The organism is Rhodoplanes sp. (genome assembly GCF_013377085.1).
Classification (GTDB): Bacteria; Pseudomonadota; Alphaproteobacteria; order Rhizobiales; family Xanthobacteraceae; genus Rhodoplanes.
Genome location: NZ_JACAAX010000037.1, coordinates 24,373 through 48,446 on the forward strand (window position 1 = coordinate 24,373; position 24,074 = coordinate 48,446).

Consider the following 24,074-nt stretch of genomic DNA (forward strand, 5'->3'; position numbering starts at 1 on the left):
AACACGAGACGGTCATGAACGAGAGGCTGAAGCCGGTGCGTGGTGACGAGGTGGACGTCGAATCGCCCCCGCGGACTCCGACCGGCAAGACGGCGGTGACCACCCTCGACGAATGCGTTGTCGAGATCGTCAGCGACTCGGGCGAGGGCGCGCAGCGCTGCGGCCAGTCGCTCGGCGCCATTGCGGCCCGCATGGGCAACGGGGTGTGGACGGTCGAGATCATCCCGGCCGAGATCCAGCCGCCGGCGCGCAGCATCGCGGGCGCCAGCGGCAACCGCGTCCGGCTCGGCTCCAACCGCATCGCCAATGGCGGCGACGGCGTCGATTTCGTGGTGGCGTTCAACGAGCAGGTGCTGCTCGGGCGCGTGCGGGCCGGCGAGCTGAAGCCGGGCTGCACGATCTTCCTCGAGAGCATGTGGCGGACCCACAGCGACCCGCGCGTCGCAGCCGCCTATCGCGAGACCTACGAGGAGCTCCTCTCGCTCGGCTACATCGTCGTCGAGATCCCGTTCGAGCGGCTGTGCAAGCCGATCGTGCCGGATCCGCGCCGCGGCAAGAACATGTTCGTGCTCGGGCTCCTGTGCAGCCTGTTCAGCCTCGACCTCAAGCTCGGCCGCGAGCAGGTGCGGCTCGCCTTCCGCAAGAAGTCCGATGCGGTCGTGCGCTCGAACCTGGCGCTCCTCGAGGCAGGGGCCGGATGGGCCGAGGCCAATCTCGACGTCAAGTACCGCATCCCGGCGGTGCGCGCCAAGGAGGCGCAGATCGTCGTCAACGGCAACACGGCGATCGCGCTCGGCGTGCTCGCCTCGGGCATGGAAATCTGCGCCATGTACCCGATCACGCCGGCGACCTCGGCCTCGCATTATCTCAGCGAGGTGTTCGAGCGGGTCGGCGGGATCGTCCACCAGGCCGAGGACGAGATCGCCGCCTGCACCTTCGCGATCGGCGCGTCCTACGCCGGCAAGTGCGCCGTCACGATCACGTCGGGCCCGGGCTTCTCGCTCAAGCAGGAGGCGATCGGGCTGGCCGTGATGTGCGAGATCCCGCTGGTCGTGGTCAACGTCCAGCGCGGCGGGCCGTCCACCGGACAGCCCACCAAGGGCGAGCAGGGCGACCTGCTGACCGCGATCTACGGCAGCCATGGCGACGCCCCCAAGGTGGTGATGGCGGCGAGCACGATCGAGGACTGCTTCTATTCGATCGTCACGGCGCGCAAGATCGCCGAGGCGTTCAACATGGTCGTGGTGGTGCTCTCCGACTCCAACCTCGCCACCTCGCAGCAGCCGTTCCGGCGGCCGAAATTCGACGAGGCGTGGCTGGCGCCGCCGATCGATCAGAGCCCGGTGCCGTTCGGCACCAAGCCCTACGACTGGAACGCCGACACCGGCCTGTTCCGCCGCATCGTGCCCGGCCAGCCGAACGGCATGCACACCATCACGGGTCTCGCCCACGACCGCGACGGCCACGTCGCCTACGATCCGACGATCAATCAGGAGGCGATCCGGGCCCGCAGCCTCAAGCTCGCCGCCCTGCAGAAGACCTTGAAGCCGCCGCCGGTGTTCGGCGATCCCGAAGGCGATCTCTTGATCGTCGGTTGGGGATCGACCCGCGGCGCCATCGAGGAGGCGGTGGCGCGGGCCCGCGCCGAGGGCCTGAAGGTCTCCTCGACGCACCTGCATTTCCTCCAGCCGCTGCAGCCCGGCATCAAGGAGATCATGCAGCGGTTCAAGAAGGTGCTCTGCATCGAGGCCAACTGGTGCGACCGCCCCGAGGACCTGATGATCGACGAGAACAACCGCCGCTTCTCGGCGCTCGCCATGATGCTGCGCAGCCGCTTCCTCGTCGATGTCGACTGCTGGGGCGAGGTGATGGGCCAGCCGATCAAGCCCGGCACGATCCACGAGATCATCCGCACGCGGCTCGCGTGACGGGGAGAACGCCATGTCGATGCCGATGCATGATTGCCTGATGCAGATGGTCGAGGACGAGCACGTCCTCGAGGACTACCAGAGCGGCATGCCGCGCTGGTGCAGCGGCTGCGGCGACAACGCCGTGCTGGCGGCGGTGCAGCGCCTGTGCCGCGACGAAAATCTGCGGCCCGAGAAGCTCGCCTTCGTGTCGGGCATCGGCTGTGCCAGCCGCTTTCCGCACTACATGCGCACCTACGGGTTCCACGGCATCCACGGCCGCGCGCTGCCGATCGCCGAGGGCGTCAAGATGGCGCGCCCGGACCTCCACGTCTTCGTCAACATGGGCGACGGCGACTGCTGCAGCATCGGCGCAGCGCACTGGCTGCACGCGATCCGCTACAACATGAACATGACCGTGGTGCTGCACGACAACCACGTCTACGGCCTCACCAAGATGCAGGCCTCGCCGACCTCGCCCAAGGGCCTGCGCAGCAACACGACGCCGCACGGCTCCTATCTCGATGCGCTCAACCCGCTGACCGTGACGCTCGGCGTCACCAACGTGTCGTTCGTGGCGCAGGCGGTGGACTGGATCCCGGAGGTGGTGCACGCCGTCATCCAGGCGGCGTTCCATCACAAGGGCTTCTCCTTCGTGCGCATCATCCAGCGTTGCCCCGAGTTCCTGCCGAAGATGTGGGAGCCGTGGCTGCACGATCCGCAGAAGACGCTTCTCCTGGAGCACGAGGACGGCGTCGGCTACAGCGCCGGCCTGCAGAAGATCTACAAGAACCGCCAGGCGCACGACCCGGCCGACATCCACAAGGCGCGCGAGATCGCCTCCAGCATCGATCCGATCCCGGTCGGCATCCTGTACCGCGACGACAGCGTGCCCTGCTACGAGGAGATCCGCGAGGCAGGCAAGCCGCGACCGGTCGAGATGGTCCGGACCGGCCTGGAGGCGGAGCTCGACAAGTTCACGGTGTGGCCGGACGCCGAAGAGCCGGACCCCCGCGCGACCGCCTGAGACTGCTTGGAGGCCCGCCGTAAGCGGGACGTGACCCATGGACGCCGACGTCAAGACCCAGCTCGCCTTCCACGTGCTCGGCCGCAATCCGGCCGGTGCGAAGCCCGCCGGCAGCGTCGGGCGGCTGCGTCCAGCCCTGCTCGCCGCCTTCCGCGATCTCGCGACGTTGCGGCACGACTATCCTTTGGTGCTGGTGCGTGACGCGGCGCCCGGCGAGGCGGTGCAGACGCTCACGAGCATCGTCAACGCCATCCTGCAGAAGGTCGCGCCGCGCGGTGCGGCGGGCGAGCGCAAGCGTCGCCAGGTGCTGCGGCTCGAGCGCGCCATCCGGGAGCGGGCGGCGCAGGGTGGTTCGCTCTCCGCCGTGTGGGACGACGCGGCGGTTACGCTCGCCGCGCAGGCCGATGCCGGCTTCGCCGAAAGCGTCGCGGCCGCCCGGGCCGCGCTCGCGGTCGACGGCGATCTCGTCGACTGCACGGCCGAGACGCCGGTGCGAATCGTCCGCCATGTCTGGCGGCTGGTGCAGGAGCAGAAGCTCGCCGGCCTGGTCGACCGCGTCGAAAAGCTCGTGCTGAAGCTCACCGACGTGCTGATGGCCGACCATGTGCGCTCCGAGGCGGGCCGCGCGCCCGACGCCCTCGCCGCCGCCGTCGGGCCCGGCTTTTCGCAACTGTTCGATTTCGGCGCCATGTCCGAGCTGCTCGGCTCGGTCTCGGCGGCCGGCCCGGTGTCGAAGCGCCGTCGCCGGCGCATCGAGGAGGTGCTCGCCGTGCTGGAGGCGCAGCCGCTGCTCACCGCGCTGCGCGCTCGTGACCGCGCCGCCGAGGAGCGCGCGCTCGCCGATCTCGTCTTCGGGGACTGCGCCACGGCGCTGAAGGCCTGGCGCGAGCGGCGTCCGGCCCTGGTCTCGCTCGTCAAGGCGATCGCCATCGCCGAGCTGGAGATCGAGGGCCGCTATTCGGAGGCCGAGCACGACGGCTTCTTCGCGGCGTTCAACGAGGCGTCGCTCGGCGCCTCCGACCTCGCGCTCGGGCCCGACATGCTGGTCTGCATCGAGGATGTCGGCGCGCTGCGCCGTGCCGAGGTGCTGGAGCTCTTGTCCGCCGGCGTCCCCGTGAAGGTGCTGGTGCTGACGAACGACCTGCTCGGCGATCCGGTCACCGAGCCCGGCGGCCCGACGCTGTCGGGCACGAGGCTCGCCACCATGGCGACCGGGCTCGACGACGTGTTCGTGCTGCAGTCCACCGTCGCGTCGCTCGGGCGCTGCGGGGCGCGCATTGCCCGCGGCCTCGCCTATGCCGGGCCGGCACTGGTCTCCGTCTACACCGGGGCGGCCAGCGTCGACGACGGCATGCCGACCTATCTGCGCGCCGCCGCGGCCATGCAGGCGCGCGTCTTCCCGTCCTTCACCTACGATCCGTCGGCAGGCGTCGGGCTCGCGGCGCGCTGGGACGTCGCCGACAACCCGCAGCCCGACCAGGTGTGGAGCGTGCATCCGTTCGCCTGCGAGGATGCCGCGCACCTGCGCATCACCACGGATCTCGCCTTCACGGCGGCCGATGTCATCGTAGCCGATCCGCGCCATGCCGGCCTGTTCTCGCTGGTCGCGAGCGAACACTGGTCCGACACCATGGTGCCGGTCGACGTGTGGCTGCGCGAGCCGCCGACCGCGGCAGGCGCCGTGCCCTATGTGCCGGTGGTGGACGATGGCGACCGCCTCTATCGGGCGGTGGCGAGCGAGCCGGTGATCGCCGCGGCGCGGCGCTGCCGCGAGGCGTGGCATCGCCTGCAGGAGCTCGGCGACATCCACAATTCGTGGGCGGAACGGCGCTCCGAGGCCGAGCGGCTCGCCCGCGAGGAGGCGGCGCGCGAGGCGGCCGAGCTGGCTGCCGAAGAGGCGGGCGAGAGCGCTGCGCCGGCACCCGCGCCTGCGCCCGCCAAGGCGAAGGCTGCGGCCAAGGAAGCCGCGAAGCCGGAGGTTCCTGCGGCGGCCGAACCGGCGACGCCGAGCGGCGAGGCCTTTATCGAGACGCCGCGCTGCACGAGCTGCAACGCCTGCCTGCAGGTCAACGCCCGCCTGTTCCAGTACGATGGCAACAAGCAGGCCGTCATCGCCGATGCGTCGGCAGGCACGTACCGTCAGCTCGTCGAAGCCGCGGAAAGCTGCCCGGTCGGCATCATCCATCCGGGCGAGCCGCGCAACCCGAACGAGCCGGACCTCGACGAGTTGCGCGGCCGCGCCAAGCCGTTCCGCTGAGCCGCCGTCCTATTTTCCGGTCTTGTGTTTGTGCGCGGGTGCGGCGATCGGCTGCACCCGCGCGCCATGCCGTGGCACGGTCTGCGGCCCGCGCTGTTTCTTGACAGCCTGCACCGGCAATCTCACACTCGTCGTAGTTTGTATGACCAGTTGCGGCGCGGTTCTTGCATTACAATGGCGCTCGCCATTTCGTGCCGGACCGCCGATCGACGATCCTTTCCCGGCGTCGCCCGACACGCCAAACGGAGACCTCGACATGCTCGGATCTCGTTCGTCACGGGCCTGCCTCGCTATGCTTGCGCTCGCCGCCTCGGCGCTTCTCGCCCCGCTTTCGTCGGCCGCCGCGGAAGACCAGCTCAATGTCCGCTTCTCGTGGAAGATGAAGGGTGAATACGCCACCTATTTTCTCGCGCAGGACAAGGGGCTGTTCAAGGCCGCGAACCTCGACGTCAAGCTCGGCGAAGGCGCCGGCGCGCAGGCCGCGCTGGGCGCGCTGATCCAGGGCCAGGAGGACATCGTCATTCTGCCCGGCGTGTTCGCGTTGAGCGCGATCCAGAAGGGCATCCCGGTCAAGATCATCGCGCTCTACCACCCGAAGACGCCCGTGGCACTGATCACCTGGCCTGACAAGGCGGCCAAGACCCCGAAGGATCTGGGCGGCATGACGGTCGCCCATTCGGTGGGCGAGACCGGCACCAGCTATCTCGACGCCTTCCTGCGGCTCAACAAGGTCGATCCCGCGTCGGTGAAGCGAACGATGATGAACGCGCAGGCCCGCGTGCCCGCCTTCATCCAGAAGCAGGTAGACGTGGTCAGCGTTTATCAGACGAACGATCTGCCGATCATCCGCGAGCAGCACAAGGGTACCGATTTCGTCGTGATTGACATGGTCGAGTTCGGCCTCTCGGTGCCCGGCATGGCGCTGGTGACCAGCGACCAGAACATCACCAAGAAGGCCGATGCGCTGAAGCGCTTCCTGAAAGCCTCGGCGGCCGCCATACGCGACGCCAAGGCCGATCCGATGGTGGCCACCCAGGCGATCCGCAAGGCCTGGCCGTCGCCGCCGAGCGAGACCGCGGTGCTGGAGCAGGTCAAGGCGACGGTCGGCGCGATTCCGGTGCCGCAGGGCCACGAGATCGGCTGGATCGACGAAAAGACGATCTCGGACGCGCTGGAGCTTCTGAAGTCCGCCGGCGAGATCGACGCACCGAAGCCGACCGAGACCTATTTCACCAATGTGCTGCTGGCGCCCTGAGCGGGGCGTGACGGCGGCCGGGGGGCAGGGCGTGGACGACAAGCAAAGCAGGCGCAAGCGCAACCTCGTGCGCGCCATCACCGAGACGGCGGCGGCGCCCGTGCTGGCGCTGATCATCCTGGCCGTGTGGCAGGTGGGGGTTCCGCTCGCCGGCATCTCCGACTTCATCCTGCCGACGCCATGGCAGATTCTGCGCCGCATCGTGGTCGACCACCGGCTGATGGCGACCCATGCGGGCGTCACCCTGCTGGAGACGTTGGCGGGTTTCGCGCTCGCCGCCGTGACGGGCGTCGGCACGGCGCTGATGATCTTCTACTCGCGGCTGTTCGAGCGGGCCATCTATCCGCTGCTGGTGGCGCTGCAGACGATCCCGAAGGTGGCGCTGGCGCCGCTCCTCGTGCTCTATCTCGGTTACGGCTTCGCCCCGAAACTGTTCCTCGCCTTCCTGCTCGCCTTCTTCCCGATCGTCATCGCCACCGTGGTCGGCCTCAACGGGCTCGACAAGGCGATGGTGAACCTGGTTCGCTCGATGGGCGCCAGCGAGTGGCAGACCTTCTTCAAGGTGCGGCTGCCCTCGGCGCTGCCGAGCCTGTTCGGGGGCCTCAAGGTCGGCATCAGCCTCGCCGTGATCGGCGCCGTGATCGGCGAGTATGTCGCAGCCGAGCGCGGTCTCGGCTACCTGCAGCTGCAGGCGAGCTCGCAATTCGACACGACGCTGAGCTTCGCCGCGATGATCGTCATCGCGGCGCTCGGTGTCGTCACCTTCTGGAGCCTCGAGGCGCTGGAGAAGCGCGCGGTGTTCGAGCGCGAGGCCGCACGATGAAGGAGCCGGCTCCGGTGACGGCGCGCCTGCACGGCGTCTCGGTCGCCATCGAGAACGTCACCAAGACCTACGAGCTGCGCGACGGCGGCGACCTCTTGGCTCTCGACCGGGTGGACCTGACCATCGCGCCGGGCGAGTTCGTCTCCATCGTCGGTCCCAGCGGTTGCGGAAAGAGCACTCTGCTGTCGCTGGTCGCCGGCCTCGTGCCGGTGTCGACGGGTAAGATCCTGATCGACGGTGAGGAGGTGCGGCGGCCGCACGCCAAGGTCGGCGTGGTGTTCCAGACCGACCTGTTGCTCTACTGGCGCAGCGTGATGGACAACATCATGCTGCCGATCGAGATCAAGGGCTGGCGCCGCCGGGACTATCTGCCCAGGGCCGCGCGCCTGCTCGAGCAGGTCGGTCTCGCCGGCTTCGAGAGCAAGTATCCGAGCGAGCTCTCCGGCGGCATGCGCCAGCGCACCGCGATCTGCCGCGCGCTGGTGCAGGAGCCGGGACTTCTCCTGATGGACGAGCCTTTCGGGGCACTCGACGCGCTCACCCGCGAGCAGATGATCATCGACCTGCAGGCCATGTGGCTGTCGGTCGGCAGCACGGTGCTGTTCATCACCCATTCGATCGAGGAGGCCGTGTTCCTCGCCGACCGCGTGCTGGTGATGTCGCCGCGCCCGGGGCGCATCGACCTCGACCGCACCATCGAGATTCCTCGGCCGCGCAGTTGGCGCAGCCGCACCGACGCGAAGTTCATCGAGTACATGTCGGAGATCCGTGGCATCTTCGAAACCCGCGGCGTGCTGAAGGCGTAAGGGGATGGGGCCGCATCCAAACCGGTCATTCCGGGGCGCCGCGCAGCGGCGAGCCCGGAATCCATACTCACGGACAGGGATTATGGATCCCGGGCTCGCGGGCTTGCGCCCGCGCCCCGGGATGACGGAGCGAGGGGTCGCTGCCGACCTGCCGTGACTCCACCTTGAATCGCCGCCGCATCCGCGGCACACCGCTTCCGACCGACCCCCATCGAAAGAGCCCGCCATGAAGGCCGATCTGGTCATCAAGAACGCCCGCGTCGTCGATCACGACGGCGAGTTCGAGGGCGGCGTCGCGGTGGCGAACGGGCGCATCGCGCTCACCGGCACCAACGACGCGCTGCCCGATGCGACCCACGTCATCGACGCGGAAGGCCGCGTGCTGATGCCCGGCGTCATCGACCCGCACTGCCATCTCGGCGTGAATTACCCTTACGACCAGGACATGCGCACCGAGACGGCCGCCGCGGCGAGCGGTGGCGTCACCACGGTGCTCTTGTACATCCGCAACAAGAGTGGCCCGTACGTGCCGTTCTACAAGGAGCGCCGCGCCATCGGCGAGGCCAACAGCCTGGTCGACTTCGGCTTTCATTTCGGCATCCAGCGCGAGGAGCACATCCACGAGATCCCCGACATCGTACGGGAGACCGGCGTGCGCTCCTTCAAGTGCTATTTCGGCTACGAGCCCGACAATCCGATCGGCATCGTCCCGGCGACCGACGGCTGGGTCTACGCCACCATGCGGCACCTGGTGAAGATCCCGGGCGGCGTCATCAGCGTGCATTGCGAGAACACCGGCATCGCCACCTGGCTGAAGGACGAGATGAAGGCGACGGGCCGCCAGGATCTGGGCGCCTACACCGAATCGCGCCCCGCCTTCTGCGAGGAAGAGACCATCAAGCGGATGCTCTTCCTGGCCGAGCGCACGAAGTGCCCGCTGCATCTCGTCCACACCTCGGTGGGCCAAGGGCCGGTGCTGGCCGCCGAGGCGCGCGGCCGCGGCATCGACGTCACGGTCGAGACCTGCCCGCATTACCTCACCCGCACCTGCTACGATCCCGACCTCGACATGAAGGCGAAGATCTCGCCGCCGCTGCGCGACCGCACCGAGCTGGAAGGGCTTTGGCGCGGCGTTTTGGACGGCTCCGTGTTCAGCCTCGGCACCGACCACGTGCCCTTCGTGCCGAAGAAGGGCGAGGATCTGTGGAAGGAGGTGCCCGGCGTCGTCAGCTTCCCGTGGGAGCTGTCGCTGCTCCTGCACTTCGGCGTGCATCAGCGCGGCCTGCCGCTGTCGCGCCTGGTGCAGCTCAACTCCTACCATCCGGCGCGCCGCTTCGGCCTGTGGCCGCGCAAGGGGTCTCTGCAGGCGGGCGCCGACGCCGACCTCGTGCTGGTCGATCTCGACCAGGAGCGCACCGTGCACCACACCGGCCACGGCCATTGCATTTACGAGGGTTGGACTCTCAAGGGCTGGCCCGTGCTCACCGTGTCGCGCGGCGATGTTCTTTACGAGAACGGGCAGGTCGCGGACGCCTATGGGCGCGGCCGCTGCGTCGTTCGCCCGGCCTGAGATGGCGGTGCCGGCCACGATCGCGGTCGCTTATCGCGACGCCGGCTGGACGGCGGCGTCGGCGCTGCCCGAAAATCTGCTCGCGCCGGTGCGGGCTGCCGCGACTGCGGCACTGGAGAAGACACCCTGGCCGGAACTGCTGTGCGGCGTGCACAACCCGTTCGGTCGCCATGCCTGCGTGCCCGATGCCTGGGCCTTTCTCGACGTCGCAGAAAGCGGTGCCGTGCTCGATCCGCTGGAGGCCGTGCTCGGTCCCGACCTCGTGTTTTGGGACAGCGAGATCTTGCCCGACGGCGCATTGCTGTCCGCCGACGAGGCGCGCTGTTGGCCGGTCGAGCCGCTGGCCGGCACGCTGGTGGTGATCGCGCTCGGCGACGGCGCCATGCGGCTCGTCGACATCGCGCGACTCGCCGCGCTGCGCGCGACGCTGCCGGCCGGCCCGCTCTACGTGCTTCGCTACATGCCGGCGACGTCGCGCTATCTGCGCGACGACCGCGCCGCACCAAATCTTCACGGCGCCGAGGTCCGGGTCCTGGTGAATCACGCGAAACAGCCGATCTGGCTGGTGCGCGGCGAGGACCGGGCCGGCAACGACTTCGCGACCGGATTTTCTCTGCCGGCGGCACAATGGGCCGGCATCACCTCACCGCACGCGCAGGGAACCGGGCGCGAAATTCCCGAGGAGTCTTGAATGCCGCTGGATGCGATCGAGATCGAGAGTGCCGCGCTGCTGGTCATCGACATGCAGAACGGCTTTCTGCACGAGAAGGGGACGCTCGGCGTTTCCGGCGTCGATGTCGGCCGGCTGAAGACGATCGTCGAGCCGACCAAGGCGCTGGTGGAAAAATTCCAGGCCGCCGGTGTCCCGGTGATCTGGACCGTGCAGGAGCATTTCGCGGTCGATGCGAGCCGGGCGCGAAAGAAGCTCGCTGCTCATACGGCGCGGCGCAAGCAGGTGTCGTGCCTGGCCGGAAGCTGGGACGCCGAGATCGTCGACGAGCTGAAGGCGCTCGCCGCCAGGAACCCGACCTTCGTGCTGCGCAAGCATCGCTTCGGCGCCTTTCACGAGACGCGGCTGGAGATTCTGCTCCGCCAGCTCGGCGTCACGACGCTGTTCATCATCGGCACGACGACCAATGCCTGCGTCGAGACCTCGATCCGTGAGGCGTATCTGCGCGACTACGACGTGGTGGCGGTCACCGACTGCATCTCGGGCGTCAACGCGGCGTGGGAGGAGACGGCCCAGAAGGTGTGGGCGCAGTACTTCTGCGTGCTCGCCTCCTCGGGCGAGGTGGCGGGCTGGCTCGACGCGAAGCTGGGGCCGCGGATCGTCGAGTTTGCCCACATGCTGCTGCAGGTCGGCGACATCGAGGCGTCGAAACGCTTTTATGCGGATCTCGCCGGCTTCACGCCGCGCGTGGCAAAGCCGCTGCCGGACGGGCGCCCCTTCGTGCCGTTCATGCAAGGCCTCGCGCTCACCTCGGGCGGCGCCGGCGGGCGGCAGATCGACCACATGGCGTTCCGCGTGAAGGACGTCCGCGCGCTCGCCGCGCGGCTGGAGGCGGCCGCGGTCAAATTCTTGACGCCGCTGCACGACGGCATCTACGGGCTGACCATCTATGTCGCCGATCCGGACGGCAACAAGGTCGAGTTCTTCGAGCCGGGCGCGACGATGTGATCGTCGATCGCGAGCGATTTTGTTCCGTCATTCCGGAAGCGTCGCTTAGCGACGCTGTCCGGAATCCATAATCCCTGTCTGTGAGTATGGAGTCCGGGCTCGCTGCTTCGCAGCGCCCCGGAATGACGGCAGAGCGGGCCTTCACCGCACCAGCAGCGGAAACGTCACGGCGATGGCCCAGGCGAAGGCGAGCGCGTTGGCGAGGCCGCCGACCCAGGGGTGGCCGGTGCGCGCAAAGGTCCAGCGGCTGAACAGGCCGTAGACGACGAAGAACGCCAGGATCACGGGCACGATCAAAATCAAGAAGAACAGTTTCTGCAGGTTCAACGCGACAGCGGCAGCGAGCGAGAGCAGGAACAGGAGCTTGGTCGCCGCATAGGCGCCGCGGGCGGCGCCGGGTCCGCGCGCGACCCATTCGTCGGCGAGAAAGTAGGGCAGGGTGCCGGCGAACAGCGCCAGCACCAGGGGCCAGCGCGTCGCGACCGGCACGAAGGATGTGACGAACCAGTCGATGGCGCCCCCCAGTACAGCGATGCTGTAGAGCGCGACCGCAGTCGCGGCGAGCGCCAGGGCGACGATCTGTCGTGACTGCAACCGATCTGGTTGTTCATTCCGCGCCCGCCGTTCCGCGCCGTCCCGGATTGACCATCTCTTGACGAGAACCAGCATGAACGCCGTCAGAAGACCGTAGACGGCGAAATGCGCCGCCAGATAGTCGCCGACCAGCACGGGCAGGAACTCGGTCGGCGCCTTCCACAGGATCAGCGGGGTGAGCACAGCAGGCGCGACCGCGACCGGCCACAGCACGCGCCACGGCAAGCCGGCACCGCGTGGAAATTCACTCACCCGTGGCAGCAGGCCGGCGAGCGGCTTCGCCAGCAGCACGATGCCGGCGATCAGCAGCGCGATCCATGAGCCGCGGTCGTCGACATAGCCGGAGCCGTGGCGCTCGAAGACGGCGTCGAGCCAGGTCAGCGCCTCGCGGCTGCTCGCCGCGCTGTACAGCACGGCGATGTGCTCGACGTTCGGCGAGAAGGCGGCGCGGCGCGCCGTGCCGTCCTCGAAGCGGCCGTAGGTGACGCCCGGCTCGACCGGCCCGCCGACCGACAGGCCGACAGCCTTCAGCGCCTCCTCCTTCAGGCGGCGCTCCCAGTCGCCGACCACCACCAGCAGATTTCTTGGCGTCTCGCCCGTCACGGCCGGCGAGAACATCGAGAGGGCGACGGTGGCGGCTACGGCGGGATCGGACTGCGCGTAGCGGACCACGATGTCGGAGGCCATCGAGTGGCCCAGCATGGCGAGGCGACCGTCGGTGCCGGGCAGCGTCTTGGCGAAGGCGGCGACGCGGGCCACCTCGTCGACCAGGAACGTCGTCGTGCCCTGCACCCGGGTGATGTCGCCGCCGAGCTTTTCGCCGTTGCGGCCATGGCCGAGGAAGTCGAACGTCACGGCGACATAGCCGTTGCGGGCGAGCGTCACGGCGAAGGGCTGCATGAGCTGCTGCGAGCCGGCGAAGCCGTGCGCGATGATGACCACGGGCGCCGGTGCGCCGCCGGCCGGGCGATACACCGTCACGGGCGTCGGGCCGACATGGGTCCGCTCGATGTCGAGCCCGGCCGTCGTCGCGGTGAGCTGCCACAGCGAGATCGCGACGGCGGTGGCGGCCACGAGGCCGAGGACGAGATCGAGAAGGCGGGAGCGGGTCACGGAGCCTCGCGGATACGACAATGCCTCGTGATATCGCCCGCGCCGAGACGCCCGCGCAAGCGGCCGCATGTCGCGGGCCGGGTGGTCAGCCCTGACACTCCGACTCGTCATGCCCGGCCTTGTGCCGGGCATCCACGTCTCGAGGCGTTTCGACAGAAAGATCGTGGATGGCCGGGACGAGCCCGGCCATGACGGACTCTTTGGTGTTTGGCCTACAGCGCCGCGTCGAGCATCAGCTCGATCAGGAAGGGGGCGTCGTCGGCGAGCGCACGGTCGAGCGCCGGGGCGATATCGTCGGGGCGCTCGACCCGCACGGCCGGCACGCCGAAGCCCTGGGCGAGAAGATCGAAGCGCAGGTTCTGGGCCGCGAGGTCGAAGCTGTCGGGGAACGGCTGGTCGTCGCGCTGGCCGAGGTCGCGCCAATAGGCCTGCAGATTGTATTTGAGGATGCGGTAGCTGCGATTGTTGAGGACGACGAACTTGGCGCCGATCCGGTAGCGCGCCGCCGTCGCCAGCGCCTGGATGGTGCTCACGCCGCCGCCGTCGCCGGCGAAGCCGAACACCACGCGGTCGGGCCGCGCGATCTTCAGCCCCACGGCGCCGGGCAGGCCGGTGCCCAGCATGCCGCAGCGGGTCTGGAACCAGGTGCCGGGTGTGTCCGGCGGCAGGTAGCGCAGCAGGTCGGGCGCGTTGGTGAGTGCCTCGTCGAAGATCAGCGCCGGCTCCGGCAGCGCCTTCAGGCGGATCGCCAGCTCCGCCATGAAGCGCGACGCGCGCATCGGCACGGCGTCGCGAAGCTTGGCGTCGGCCGCCAGCGCCGTGCGCAGCGTCGCCCCCTTGGCGGCGGCCTGGCGCCCGCGACGCGCCTGAGCCGCGGCGCGTTCCTGGTCCGTCATGGTCGCATAGAGGACGTCGGCGAGGCGGCCGAGCGCCAGCTTGGGGTCGGCGAGCGCGCCGATGTCGACGCTCTCGTTCTTGCCGATCTCGGAAACGCCGAGATCGAATTGCACGAGCCGGGCGCCCGGCGCGAACACCCCGTCGAGCGCCGGGAACACTTCGGGCAGCACAGTCGTGCCGACGATCAGCACCACGTCGGCCGCCGCCGTCACGGGCCGGCTCGCCGCACCGAACATGTGGCCGAGAAAGCCGCCGAACAGCGGATGCGAGGCCGGCATGTCGACCTCGGAGCAGTTCGCGCCCCACACGGTGGCGCCGAGCAGATCGGCGACCGCGGTCAGCTCGGCCTGGGCGTCCGACGCCGCGATGCCGTCGCCCATCAGGATCAGCGGACGCTCACCGCCGCGCAGAAGCGCGGCTGCCGCCTTGATGGTCTCGTCGCTCGGCGCGACGCGGGTGTCGACCAGCCGGGTCGGCTCCGCGGTCTCGAGGCAGGGCTGGTCGAGCACGTCCATCGGCAAGGCGAGGAACACCGGCCCCATCGGCGGTGTCGCGGCCGTCTTGATGGCGCGTCGCGTGAGCCGCAGCAGCGAACCCGGATCGACCACCCGCCAGGCGCAGGGGCCGTTGTGGTCGGACTTCACGAAGGGCCGCGCGATCGACGGCAGATCGGCGGCCATCTGGCCGTCCAGCGCCTCGTAGCGCAGCCCCGCCTCGCCGGCGAACACCACCATGGGGGTGTAGCCGCGGCGCGCGTAGTACATCATGCCGAGGCCGTTCGCGAGGCCCGCATAGGAGTGGAGCTGGACGATGGCCGGCCGTCGCCAGGGCCGCGCGTCGCCGTCGCGCTGCACGGCCGGTGCGGCACGCCCGTAAGCGTCGGCGATCGCCACCGCCGGCCCCTCGTGCAGCGCCAGATAATAACGCAGCCCTGAAAACTCCGGGCTGCTCAGCGCGTCGAGGAGATTCTCCTCCGAGCTGCCCGGATTGCCGAAAATACAGGGGATGCCGTCGGCGACGAGCTGGCGCAGGAAGGCGAAGCGGCCCGTGCCTGTGATCGAGGTCGCCATCCATCCCTCCAGATAATTCAGGGCGAACCACTCTGGACGGCGGCTGCGGGGCGCCGTCGGCCATATACACGTTAAGATTGCTATTATGATCAATAAACTTAAAGGTAGCAACGGCCGGGATTGCTACAGGCGCGTGTTTTTGTCGTCTTTCCGACAATTTCAAAACTGCCATCAAGCGCAAATTCCGACAGTGTTGCCGCTGATAACCACGAAAACCTGCACAATTCCGAGCCGAAATCCGCGGTTGCCCTGACGGCGGCCGTGGCGCGATTCCTGCTAACCTCAAAGTTGCGGATGTTGCGGTGTAAGGGGCCAGCCATGAGCGAGAGCACGATCGCGAGCGACGGGGAGGTGGCCGAGTTGGCCGCAGACGTTGTCGCCGAGCCGACCCCGGCCGGTGCGTCGGCTGAGGCGCGCTGCCCGTTCCACGGCGCCGGCCCGGTCGCGGCCCCGATCCCGACGCCGGACGTCGCAGCCGGGCCCAAGACCATGGTGCTCACCGGCGCCTCGCGCGGCATCGGCCATGCCACCGTGCGGCTGTTCGCCGAGTCGGGCTGGCGGATCATCACCTGCTCGCGCCAGCCCTTCAACCGCGACCGCTGTCCGTGGGAGGAGGGGCCGGACGACCACGTCCAGGTCGACCTGAACGATCACCGCGCGCTGGCGCTGGCGATCCACGACATCAAGGCGCGTCTCGCCGGCCGTCCGCTGAATGCGCTGATCAACAATGCGGGCATCTCGCCCAAGTCCGACGACGGCGGCCGGCTGTCGTCGCTGACGACCCCGGTCGCGACCTGGATGGAGGTCTACAACGTCAACTTCCTGGCGCCGGTGTTGCTGGCGCGTGGGCTGTTCGACGAGCTGAAGGCCGGCCAGGGCACCGTCGTCAACGTCACGTCGATCGTCGGCTCTCGGGTGCACCCCTTCGCCGGCACCGCCTATGCCACCTCGAAGGCGGCGCTCGCCTGCCTGACCCGCGAGATGGCGCACGATCTCGCCCCACACGGCATCCGCGTCAACGCCATCGCGCCGGGTGAGATCAAGACCGACATTCTGTCGCCCGAGACCGAAGAGCGGCTCGCCCCGCTCATTCCGATGCGGCGGGTCGGCTCGCCCATGGAGGTCGCGAAGGTGTTGTTCTTCCTCTGCTCCGACTCGGCGAGCTATGTCACGGGCGAGGAGATTCATATCAACGGCGGCCAGACTCTCTGAGATGACTCATAACAGTCTTCGTTGGCTTCGACCTTCACCGTCATTGCCGGGCTTGACCCGGCAATCCATCGACCTTCGAAAAAGCTCTTTTTTGAGCGATGGATGCGCGGGTCGAGCCCGCGCATGACGGGTCGGAGTTCGTAAAGACTGTATCAGGTATGACTCGGTCGGCACTCGGTCGGTTCTTGTTTGTTGCGGAAAATTGAATGACGACCTGCGTGTTGTTGCTCGCGGTTCCGAATTCTCCAGCGATTCCGGGGAATGGACGTCGGCCGCGGCGAGATTCGATTTTTGGCCGAGCCGCCGAGCGGAGGTAAAATTTACGCAATGATTCCGATTTTTGAGCATGTCGTGGCGACAAATATAGGCGCGACAGAGTCCCGATTCACACGCATAGTTATGATCGAGAACGATGACTGTGGGACGGAGCAACGAGGACGATGGAGCGTGCGGAATGCTTCATACAGATCCTGAACGCCCGCCACGAGCGGCGGTAACCGCGAGCCCTTCGGCCGCGCGCAGCGACATCGCCCTGACCGGCGTCTACGAGATCTCGAAGATTCTGACCTCGGCGAGCCGGCTCGAGACGATGCTGTCGAACGTGGTGAATCTGCTGGCCTCGTTCATGCAGATGCGCCATGGCGTCATCGCGCTGCTCGACGACGACGGCATCCCGGACATCGCGGTCGGCGCCGGCTGGTCCGAAGGCTCGGCCGATCGGTTCCACGCCAACCTGCCCCAGAAGGCGGTCGGCCAGGTGATCGCCACCAGCATGCCGCTGGTGGTGCCGAACATCGCCAGCCATCCGCTGTTCGAGCCGGACGACGTGGCGCGGCTGGCGGACGGCTCCGACGACACCGTGTCGTTCATCGGCGTGCCGATCCGCATCGGCCCGAAGGTGGTCGGCACCCTGACGATCGACCGCGCCAACGACGCGCAGTCGCTGGTGCGGCTGGACTTCGACGTCCGCTTCCTGGTGATGATCGCCAACCTGATCGGCCAGACCGTGCAGCTTCATCGCGTGCTGCTGCGCGATCGCGAGCGGCTGATCACCGAAAGCCATCGCCTGCAAAAAGAGCTCGACGGCTACAAGCCGCGCGCTACCAAGGCGGCGGTGGCCGGCATCGTCGGCAACAGTCCGGCCATCCGCACGCTGCTCGACAAGGTCGCCGTGGTGGCGCGCTCGCGCTCGCCGGTGCTGCTGCGCGGCGAATCCGGCACCGGCAAGGAGCTGTTTGCACGCGCGATTCATGATCTGTCGCCCTGCGCCGGCGGGCCGTTCATCAAGGTCAACTGTGCGGCATTGCCCGAGTCGGTGCTCGAGTCCGAGCTGTTTGGCCACGAGAAAGGCGCCTTTACGGGCGCCATCCAGTCGCGCAAGGGGCGCTTCGAGCTCGCCCATGGCGGCACGCTGTTTCTCGACGAGATCGGCGAGATGTCGCCGGTGTTCCAGGCCAAGCTGCTGCGCGTTCTGCAGGAGAGCGAGTTCGAGCGGGTCGGCGGCACCAAGACCGTCAAGGTCTCGGTGCGGCTCGTCACCGCCACCAACCGCAATCTCGAGGAGGCGGTGTCAAAGGGCGAGTTCCGCGCCGATCTCTACTATCGCATCAATGTCGTGCCCGTGATCCTGCCGCCGCTGCGCGATCGCAAGAGCGACATCCCACTGCTGAGCCGCGAGTTCCTCGCCCGCTTCAACACCGAGAACGGGCGCATGCTCGAGCTGGGCGAAGGCGCCGTCGAGGTGCTGTCGGCCTGTTGCTTCCCGGGCAATGTGCGCGAGCTGGAGAACTGCGTCCGCCACGCCGCGACGCTGGCCGAAGGCCCGACCATCGCGGCCGGCGACTTCGCTTGCCACAACGACCAGTGCGTCTCGGCGATTCTCTGGAAGGGCCGCAATCCGCAGGCCGTCGGGTCGCCGCCGGTCAGCCTGCACGTGCCGCTGGCTCCGCCGGCGACATCGATGCCGGCGACGCAGCCGAGCCCGCACATGCCCGCGGCATTGCCGCCGATTCACCCCGCCGGCGAGCCGCTCGGCGCCGCTTTCGATCCCCGGCCGGAGGTCGACGCGGTGATGCGCGGCGGTCGCGCCTCCGAGCGCGAGCGCCTGATCGAGGCGATGGAGCGGGCCGGGTGGGTGCAGGCCAAGGCGGCGCGCCTGCTCGGCCTCACACCACGCCAGATCGGCTACGCCCTCAAGAAGCACGGCGTCGAGCTGAAGCGGTTCTGACGGGTGCGAGCTTCCGTCGTTTCGGGGCGCGGGCTGTAAGCCTGCGAGCCCGGAACGACTGTCATAATTCTCCCAGAGCGACACCAGAACAGCGTCCGACATCCCTGTCGGGGATGCGACACGGGGGGATCGTGTTGTCGTCACCTTGTCGCACGCGCGACAGGGCCGACGCCGGAGGGATGGCAGAAAGCCTTGCAAAACCGGCATTTCCTCGCATGGCACGGGGCTTGAATAAGGAGAGCCCGTCACTACGCCTCGCGAGGACCCCCGATGGCAAGCTTCGTGTCGCTCGACAGCCTCTCCGAACCGACCTCGGCCGACGCCATGCGCCAGGCCCTGAGCTCCTCGGGTTGCAAGTCCTCCGCCTGCGGGGCGAGCGGCAGCGCGACCGACATGCCGACCGAGCTGTGGAACCGGATCAAGGACCATCCGTGCTACTCGGAGGAAGCGCACCACTATTTCGCGCGCATGCATGTCGCCGTGGCGCCGGCCTGCAACATCCAGTGCAACTACTGCAATCGGAAGTACGACTGCGCCAACGAGAGCCGGCCCGGCGTCGTCTCCGAGAAGCTGACGCCCGACCAGGCCTTCCGCAAGGTCGTGACGGTCGCCAACGAGGTGCCGCAGCTCTCGGTGCTCGGCATCGCCGGCCCGGGCGACGCCTGCTTCGACTGGAAGAAGACCAAGGCGACGTTCGCGCTGGTGGCGCGCGAAATTCCCGACATCAAGCTGTGCATCTCGACCAACGGGCTGGCGCTGCCCGACCATGTCGACGAGCTGGCCGACATGAACGTCGACCACGTCACCATCACGATCAACATGGTCGATCCGCTGATCGGAACGAAGATCTATCCGTGGATCTATTTCGAGCACAAACGCTGGACGGGCCTCGTCGCCTCGCAGATCCTGCACGAGCGGCAGATGCTCGGCCTCGAGATGCTGGCCGAGCGCGGCATTCTGGTGAAGGTCAACTCGGTGCTGATCCCCGGCATCAACGACGAGCATCTCGCCGCCGTCAACGCCGCCGTGAAGGCGCGCGGCGCCTTCCTGCACAACATCATGCCGCTGATCTCCGATCCGGCGCACGGCACGCATTTCGGCCTCACCGGCCAACGCGGCCCGAGCCACGCCGAGCTCACCGCCGTGCAGGACGCCTGCTCGGGCGGCGTCAACCTGATGCGGCATTGCCGCCAGTGCCGCGCCGACGCCGTCGGTCTTCTCGGCGAGGACCGCGGCCAGGAGTTCATGCTCGATCATATTCCGGAGGACGTCGCCTACGATCCGGCTGCGCGGGAGGCCTATCGCGAGGTGGTGGCGCGCGAGCGCGACGACCACGTCGCCGCCAAGCAGGAGGCGACGCTGACGCTCGACGCGACCGACAGCGCGGCTCGCATCCTGATCGCGGTGGCGACCCGCGGCGGCGGTCGCGTCAACCAGCACTTTGGCCACGCCAAGGAGTTTCAGGTCTACGAGGCCTCGGCCGCCGGTGTGCGTTTCATCGGCCACCGTAAGGTCGAGGACGCCTATTGCCACGGCGGCTTCGGCGAGGATGCGACGCTCGACAGCGTGCTGCGCACGCTCGACGGCATCGACACGGTGCTGTGCGCCAAGATCGGGGACTGCCCGCAGGAGCAGTTGAAGCGCGCCGGCATCGTGGCGAGCGACGCCTTCGCGTTCGACTATATCGAGACGGCCATCTCGGCCTATTACGCCACCCGCTACGGCCGACCCATGCAGGCGATGATCGCCTGACGGAGCCGACCCGGCCCGACATGAAGGAGACCAATCATGGCTTTGAAGATCGTGGCATCGCAGTGCACCGTGTGCGGCGCATGCGAGTTCGAATGCCCGAACGCCGCCATCAAGATGAAGCGCGACGTCTACATCATCGACCCGGCCAAATGCACAGAATGCGACGGCGACGATCCGAAATGCGCTGCGGTGTGCCCGGTGCCGAACACCTGCATCGCCGCCTGAGCGACGCGCCATGACGAGCGCGGGCAGTGCCGCCGCCCTGCCGGAGCCGACCGATTGGCTCGGCCGGCCGGTGTCGTGCGCGGACTGCCCGCACGAGGGCATCCGGGCGAAAGGGCGATGCGACCGCGGCCGCATCTGCGTGCGCGATCGCCGAGCGCGCCGCATCGACCGCTTCTTCGCCGAAAACCCCGGCGAAGCCGAGCAATATCTGGCGCATCCCTATTTCGAGATCCGTGTGCTGGCGGCCCGGCGCGCCAGCGTGTTCCTTCTGCCGCCGCTCATCGACGATCCTGAGCCAGACGTGCGGGCCGTGGTGGCGCAACGCCTGCCGCTCGCGCGCATCGCGCGGCTGCGCGACGATCCCGACCGAAAGGTCCGCATGGTGATGGCGCAACGCCTGGAGGGTGCCGCGCTCGTGCCCATGCTGGCGGATCCGGACTATGCGGTGCGGCTCGTCGCCGTTCGCCACGTGCCCCCCGACATTCTGCCGGGCGCCATGCAGGATCCCGATCCGCAGGTGCGCTGCGAGGTCGCCCGCCGGGTCAAGCCGGACGTGCTGCCGGCGATGCTCTACGACGTCGATCCGCTGGTGCGCATGGTGGCGGCGGAGCGCCTCGATTCGGCCCAGCTCGTCGCGCTGACCGGCGATCCCGATCTGCGCGTCCGCTGGATTGTCGCTGACCGCGGCGCCCCGGCGGCACTGATGCAGCTTCACGACGATCCCGATCCAGAGGTGCGCGGTCGCGCCCGCGATCGCCTCGACGCCCTGCACGGGAAGACCACGGAGGAGGGCGGCCATGGGCCTCGGGCGTGAGCAGGAGGTCGAGATCCACGACACGCCCCGCTTCATGCCGGGCGAGAAGGTGCAGTCGACCAAGTACGTCAAGAACGACGGCACCTATCCGCGCCGTGAGATCGGCGACATTTTGGTCCGCAAGGGCGACGTCGGCTATGTGCGCGACGTCGGCACCTTCCTGCAGCAGTTCTACGTCTATGCCGTGGAGTTCGTCGACAGCGCCGTCATCGTCGGTATGCGCGGCCGTGAGCTCGTCAGCCTCGATCGCGTCGCCGAGTCGGCGGCGCCCACCTCTCAGCCCGGGGACTTTTCGCCGTGAAGATCATGATCCGCCGCACCGACAAGGGCCTGTCCGCCTATGTGCCGAAGAAGGATCTCGAGCAGCCCATCGTCGAGCTCGAGAAGGACGCGCTGTGGGGCGGCTGGGTGAAGCTGAAGAACGGCTGGGTGCTGGCGCTGCCTGATCTGCCGCCGGAGACCCGGCTCCCCATCACGGTCGAAGCCAAGCGGCTCGGCGAGGACGCATGACGAGCCCGCAGGCGATCACGCAGACGGCTGTGCCCACGGCCGAGACCGAGGAGCTTGCGCCGCCGGCCGGGCGGGAACGCCTCGCCGGGCTCGCCGCCGATCTGCGGGCCGGCAAGCTGGTGCCCTATCTCGGCCCCGACCTCCTGCCGGACACGACGAGCGTGCCGCGCACGCCCGAGGCGCTGGCGCTCGCGCTCCACGCTCGCGTCGCGGTGTCGAGCCGCATCCGCGGCAATCTGTGGACGACGGCGCAGTCGATCGAAAGCCGGCGGCACCGAACGACCCTGACGGCCCTGATGGCCGAGATCTTTCGTGCGGCCGTCCCGCCGACGGCGCTGCATCGCGCCCTCGCCGCGCTGCCGCTGCCTCTGATCGTCGACACCTGGTACGACGGCGCGATGCGCGCGGCCCTGGTCGAGAGCGGCCGCACCGACTGGGGCGAGATCCAGGGCATCACCCGTGCCCACCAGACCGACGGCAACTGGAGCCGCACCTACGATGCAACCGGCGCCGAGGTCGACCCGGCGGTGGCCGCGGGGTGGACCACGGTGCTCTACAAGCCGCATGGCGGGGTCGTTCCGGCGCAGAATTTCCTGGTGTCGGATTCCGACTATGTCGAGGTCCTCACCGAGATCGACATCCAGACGCCGATCCCGCCGGCCGTGAAGGAGCGCCGGAGCGGCCGGGGCTTCCTGTTTGTCGGCACCCGCTTCCATGACCAGATGCTGCGCATCTTCGCCGGCCAGATCGCCAAACGTTCCGGTAGCGGCCATGCCGCGCTGGTCGATTCCGTCATGCTCACCCGCAACGAGGCGCGCTTTCTCACCACCCTCGGCGCCGATCCTGTCGCGGCCACGGCCGACGAATTCGCAGCGCTGCTGGGCTGACCCTACCGCGCCTGCCTCGGCGTCATTCTCCCCGCTGCTTGTCTTCACCTCTCTCCGCGGCGCGGGGAGAGGTCGACGTTCGCGCGTTCAGCGCGGACGTCGGGTGAGGGGACATCTCCGTATCCACGAGGCGCCCCCTCACCCGGCTCGCCGCTGCGCGGCGAGCCACCCTCTTGTCGCGCTATCGCGCGACCCCGCATGCGGGGAGAGGGAAGATGGCGCCGTGCCCGCTGATTCTCGGATCCGACACGCCGGATGTCACGCGACGGGACGTCTTTGCTCGTCTCCCGACATCCCCCACACCGGGCACCGATCCACGACACGGTTGTCGAGCTTTGTCGGTTTCCAAACAGCGCGACAAAGCCGGACCCGGCCACGACATCACCCGAACAAGCCATTGTGCAGTCGAAACAAGTTCGCTGTCGTCGCGTCGCTCGGCGCGGTTGGCACGGGCGTTGCTCATCAGAGGGGGGAAGGCGCCGATGTCACCTCCGACGGGAACGGCGCGAGACGAAAGGAACGGGCATGAGCTCTCTTCGGCAGATCGCTTTCTACGGCAAGGGTGGCATCGGCAAGTCGACCACCTCGCAGAACACCCTCGCGGCCCTGGTCGAGATGGGTCAGAAGATCCTGATCGTCGGCTGCGACCCCAAGGCCGACTCCACCCGTCTGATCCTCAACACCAAGATGCAGGACACGGTCCTGAGCCTCGCCGCCGAGGCCGGCTCGGTGGAGGATCTCGAGCTCGAAGACGTGATGAAGATCGGCTACAAGGGCATCAAGTGCACCGAGGCCGGTGGACCGGAGCCCGGCGTCGGCTGTGCCGGCCGCGGCGTCATCACCGCCATCAACTTCCTCGAGGAGAACGGCGCCTACGACGACGTCGACTACGTCTCCTACGACGTGCTGGGCGATGTGGTGTGCGGCGGCTTCGCCATGCCGATCCGCGAGAACAAGGCGCAGGAAATCTACATCGTCATGTCCGGCGAGATGATGGCGCTGTATGCCGCCAACAACATCTCCCGCGGCATTCTGAAGTACGCCTCCTCGGGCGGCGTGCGGCTCGGCGGCCTCATCTGCAACGAGCGGCAGACCGACCGCGAGATCGACCTGTCCGAGGCTCTGGCCAAGCGGCTCAACACCAAGCTCATCCACTTCGTGCCACGTGACAACATCGTGCAGCACGCCGAGCTGCGCCGCCAGACCGTGATCCAGTACGCGCCCGACTCCGCCCAGGCGAAGGAGTACCGTGCGCTCGCCGAGAAGATCCACGCCAACTGCGGCAAGGGCACCATCCCGACACCGATCTCGATGGACGAGCTCGAGCAGATGCTGCTCGACTTCGGCATCATGAAGACCGAGGAGCAGCAGCTCGCCGAGCTCGCTGCCAAGGAAGCCGCGAAGGCTGCCGCCGTAGGTTGAGCCGGCCACCCATGCGCGAGAGCAGGCG

The 24,074-nt window shown here is 68.2% G+C and carries 20 protein-coding genes; 18 read left to right on the forward strand and 2 right to left on the reverse strand.

What is annotated here, in order from left to right:
- The first annotated feature begins 14 nt into the window (after positions 1–14).
- From HXX10_RS21990 to HXX10_RS22030, 9 genes are all read left to right on the forward strand, one after another.
- Positions 15–1,928: a 2-oxoacid:acceptor oxidoreductase subunit alpha gene (locus HXX10_RS21990; RefSeq protein WP_296525268.1), complete on the forward strand. Its 1,914-nt coding sequence runs from the start codon at positions 15–17 to the stop codon at positions 1,926–1,928.
- 13 nt (positions 1,929–1,941) lie between these two features.
- Entirely contained in the window at positions 1,942–2,934 is a 993-nt protein-coding gene (locus tag HXX10_RS21995; RefSeq protein WP_296525270.1) for a thiamine pyrophosphate-dependent enzyme, read from the forward strand.
- A gap of 37 nt (positions 2,935–2,971) precedes the next feature.
- Positions 2,972–5,191 carry a ferredoxin gene (locus tag HXX10_RS22000; protein WP_296525273.1) on the forward strand — a complete coding sequence of 740 codons (2,220 nt, stop codon included), beginning with the start codon at positions 2,972–2,974 and terminating at the stop codon, positions 5,189–5,191.
- 256 nt (positions 5,192–5,447) lie between these two features.
- Entirely contained in the window at positions 5,448–6,446 is a 999-nt protein-coding gene (locus tag HXX10_RS22005) for an ABC transporter substrate-binding protein (RefSeq protein WP_296525275.1), read from the forward strand.
- A 31-nt stretch (positions 6,447–6,477) separates the two neighbouring features.
- A complete protein-coding gene (locus tag HXX10_RS22010; RefSeq protein ID WP_296525278.1) occupies positions 6,478–7,269 on the forward strand; it encodes an ABC transporter permease in 792 nt (263 codons plus the stop codon).
- Positions 7,266–8,075 carry an ABC transporter ATP-binding protein gene (locus tag HXX10_RS22015; RefSeq protein ID WP_296525280.1) on the forward strand — a complete coding sequence of 270 codons (810 nt, stop codon included), beginning with the start codon at positions 7,266–7,268 and terminating at the stop codon, positions 8,073–8,075. Before HXX10_RS22010 ends, HXX10_RS22015 begins: the two co-directional genes overlap by 4 nt.
- 226 nt (positions 8,076–8,301) lie before the next feature.
- Positions 8,302–9,645: an amidohydrolase family protein gene (locus HXX10_RS22020; RefSeq protein WP_296525283.1), complete on the forward strand. Its 1,344-nt coding sequence runs from the start codon at positions 8,302–8,304 to the stop codon at positions 9,643–9,645.
- Between the two features lie 7 nt (positions 9,646–9,652).
- Positions 9,653–10,336 carry a resolvase gene (locus tag HXX10_RS22025; RefSeq protein WP_296525285.1) on the forward strand — a complete coding sequence of 228 codons (684 nt, stop codon included), beginning with the start codon at positions 9,653–9,655 and terminating at the stop codon, positions 10,334–10,336.
- A complete protein-coding gene (locus tag HXX10_RS22030; RefSeq protein WP_296525287.1) occupies positions 10,337–11,323 on the forward strand; it encodes an isochorismatase family protein in 987 nt (328 codons plus the stop codon). It begins immediately after the preceding gene.
- 141 nt (positions 11,324–11,464) lie between these two features.
- Here HXX10_RS22030 and HXX10_RS22035 read toward each other — a convergent pair whose 3' ends face one another.
- A complete protein-coding gene (locus tag HXX10_RS22035; protein WP_296525289.1) occupies positions 11,465–13,030 on the reverse strand; it encodes an alpha/beta fold hydrolase in 1,566 nt (521 codons plus the stop codon).
- A gap of 212 nt (positions 13,031–13,242) precedes the next feature.
- Positions 13,243–14,997, reverse strand: coding sequence for a thiamine pyrophosphate-binding protein (locus HXX10_RS22040; protein ID WP_296525291.1), 1,755 nt, complete (start codon positions 14,995–14,997; stop codon positions 13,243–13,245).
- Between the two features lie 318 nt (positions 14,998–15,315).
- Here HXX10_RS22040 and HXX10_RS22045 point away from each other — a divergent pair, with 318 nt between their 5' ends.
- The 9 genes from HXX10_RS22045 to nifH all read left to right on the forward strand — a co-directional run bounded on the left by HXX10_RS22045 (position 15,316) and on the right by nifH (position 24,046).
- The gene (locus HXX10_RS22045) at positions 15,316–16,209 is read left to right on the forward strand and encodes an SDR family NAD(P)-dependent oxidoreductase (RefSeq protein ID WP_296525293.1); all 894 of its coding nucleotides are present in this window, start codon (positions 15,316–15,318) and stop codon (positions 16,207–16,209) included.
- Between the two features lie 454 nt (positions 16,210–16,663).
- On the forward strand, positions 16,664–18,436 hold the full coding sequence (gene nifA / locus HXX10_RS22050) for a nif-specific transcriptional activator NifA (protein WP_296525294.1): 1,773 nt from the start codon (positions 16,664–16,666) through the stop codon (positions 18,434–18,436).
- A 270-nt stretch (positions 18,437–18,706) separates the two neighbouring features.
- A complete protein-coding gene (gene nifB, locus HXX10_RS22055; protein WP_296525296.1) occupies positions 18,707–20,188 on the forward strand; it encodes a nitrogenase cofactor biosynthesis protein NifB in 1,482 nt (493 codons plus the stop codon).
- A gap of 36 nt (positions 20,189–20,224) precedes the next feature.
- On the forward strand, positions 20,225–20,413 hold the full coding sequence (locus HXX10_RS22060) for a 4Fe-4S dicluster domain-containing protein (protein WP_296525298.1): 189 nt from the start codon (positions 20,225–20,227) through the stop codon (positions 20,411–20,413).
- Positions 20,414–20,423: 10 nt separating this feature from the next.
- Positions 20,424–21,227, forward strand: a complete 804-nt coding sequence (locus tag HXX10_RS22065; RefSeq protein WP_296525299.1) for a 4Fe4S-binding leucine-rich repeat protein — start codon at positions 20,424–20,426, stop codon at positions 21,225–21,227.
- Complete coding sequence (locus tag HXX10_RS22070) at positions 21,211–21,528, forward strand: nitrogen fixation protein NifZ (protein ID WP_296525300.1); 318 nt, start codon at positions 21,211–21,213, stop codon at positions 21,526–21,528. The genes HXX10_RS22065 and HXX10_RS22070 overlap by 17 nt, the downstream gene beginning before the upstream one ends.
- Entirely contained in the window at positions 21,525–21,737 is a 213-nt protein-coding gene (gene nifT, locus HXX10_RS22075) for a putative nitrogen fixation protein NifT (RefSeq protein ID WP_296525301.1), read from the forward strand. Before HXX10_RS22070 ends, nifT begins: the two co-directional genes overlap by 4 nt.
- The gene (locus tag HXX10_RS22080; protein ID WP_296525302.1) at positions 21,734–22,624 is read left to right on the forward strand and encodes an SIR2 family protein; all 891 of its coding nucleotides are present in this window, start codon (positions 21,734–21,736) and stop codon (positions 22,622–22,624) included. Before nifT ends, HXX10_RS22080 begins: the two co-directional genes overlap by 4 nt.
- 525 nt (positions 22,625–23,149) lie before the next feature.
- Positions 23,150–24,046, forward strand: coding sequence for a nitrogenase iron protein (gene nifH, locus HXX10_RS22085; protein ID WP_296525303.1), 897 nt, complete (start codon positions 23,150–23,152; stop codon positions 24,044–24,046).
- Positions 24,047–24,074: the final 28 nt, after the last annotated feature.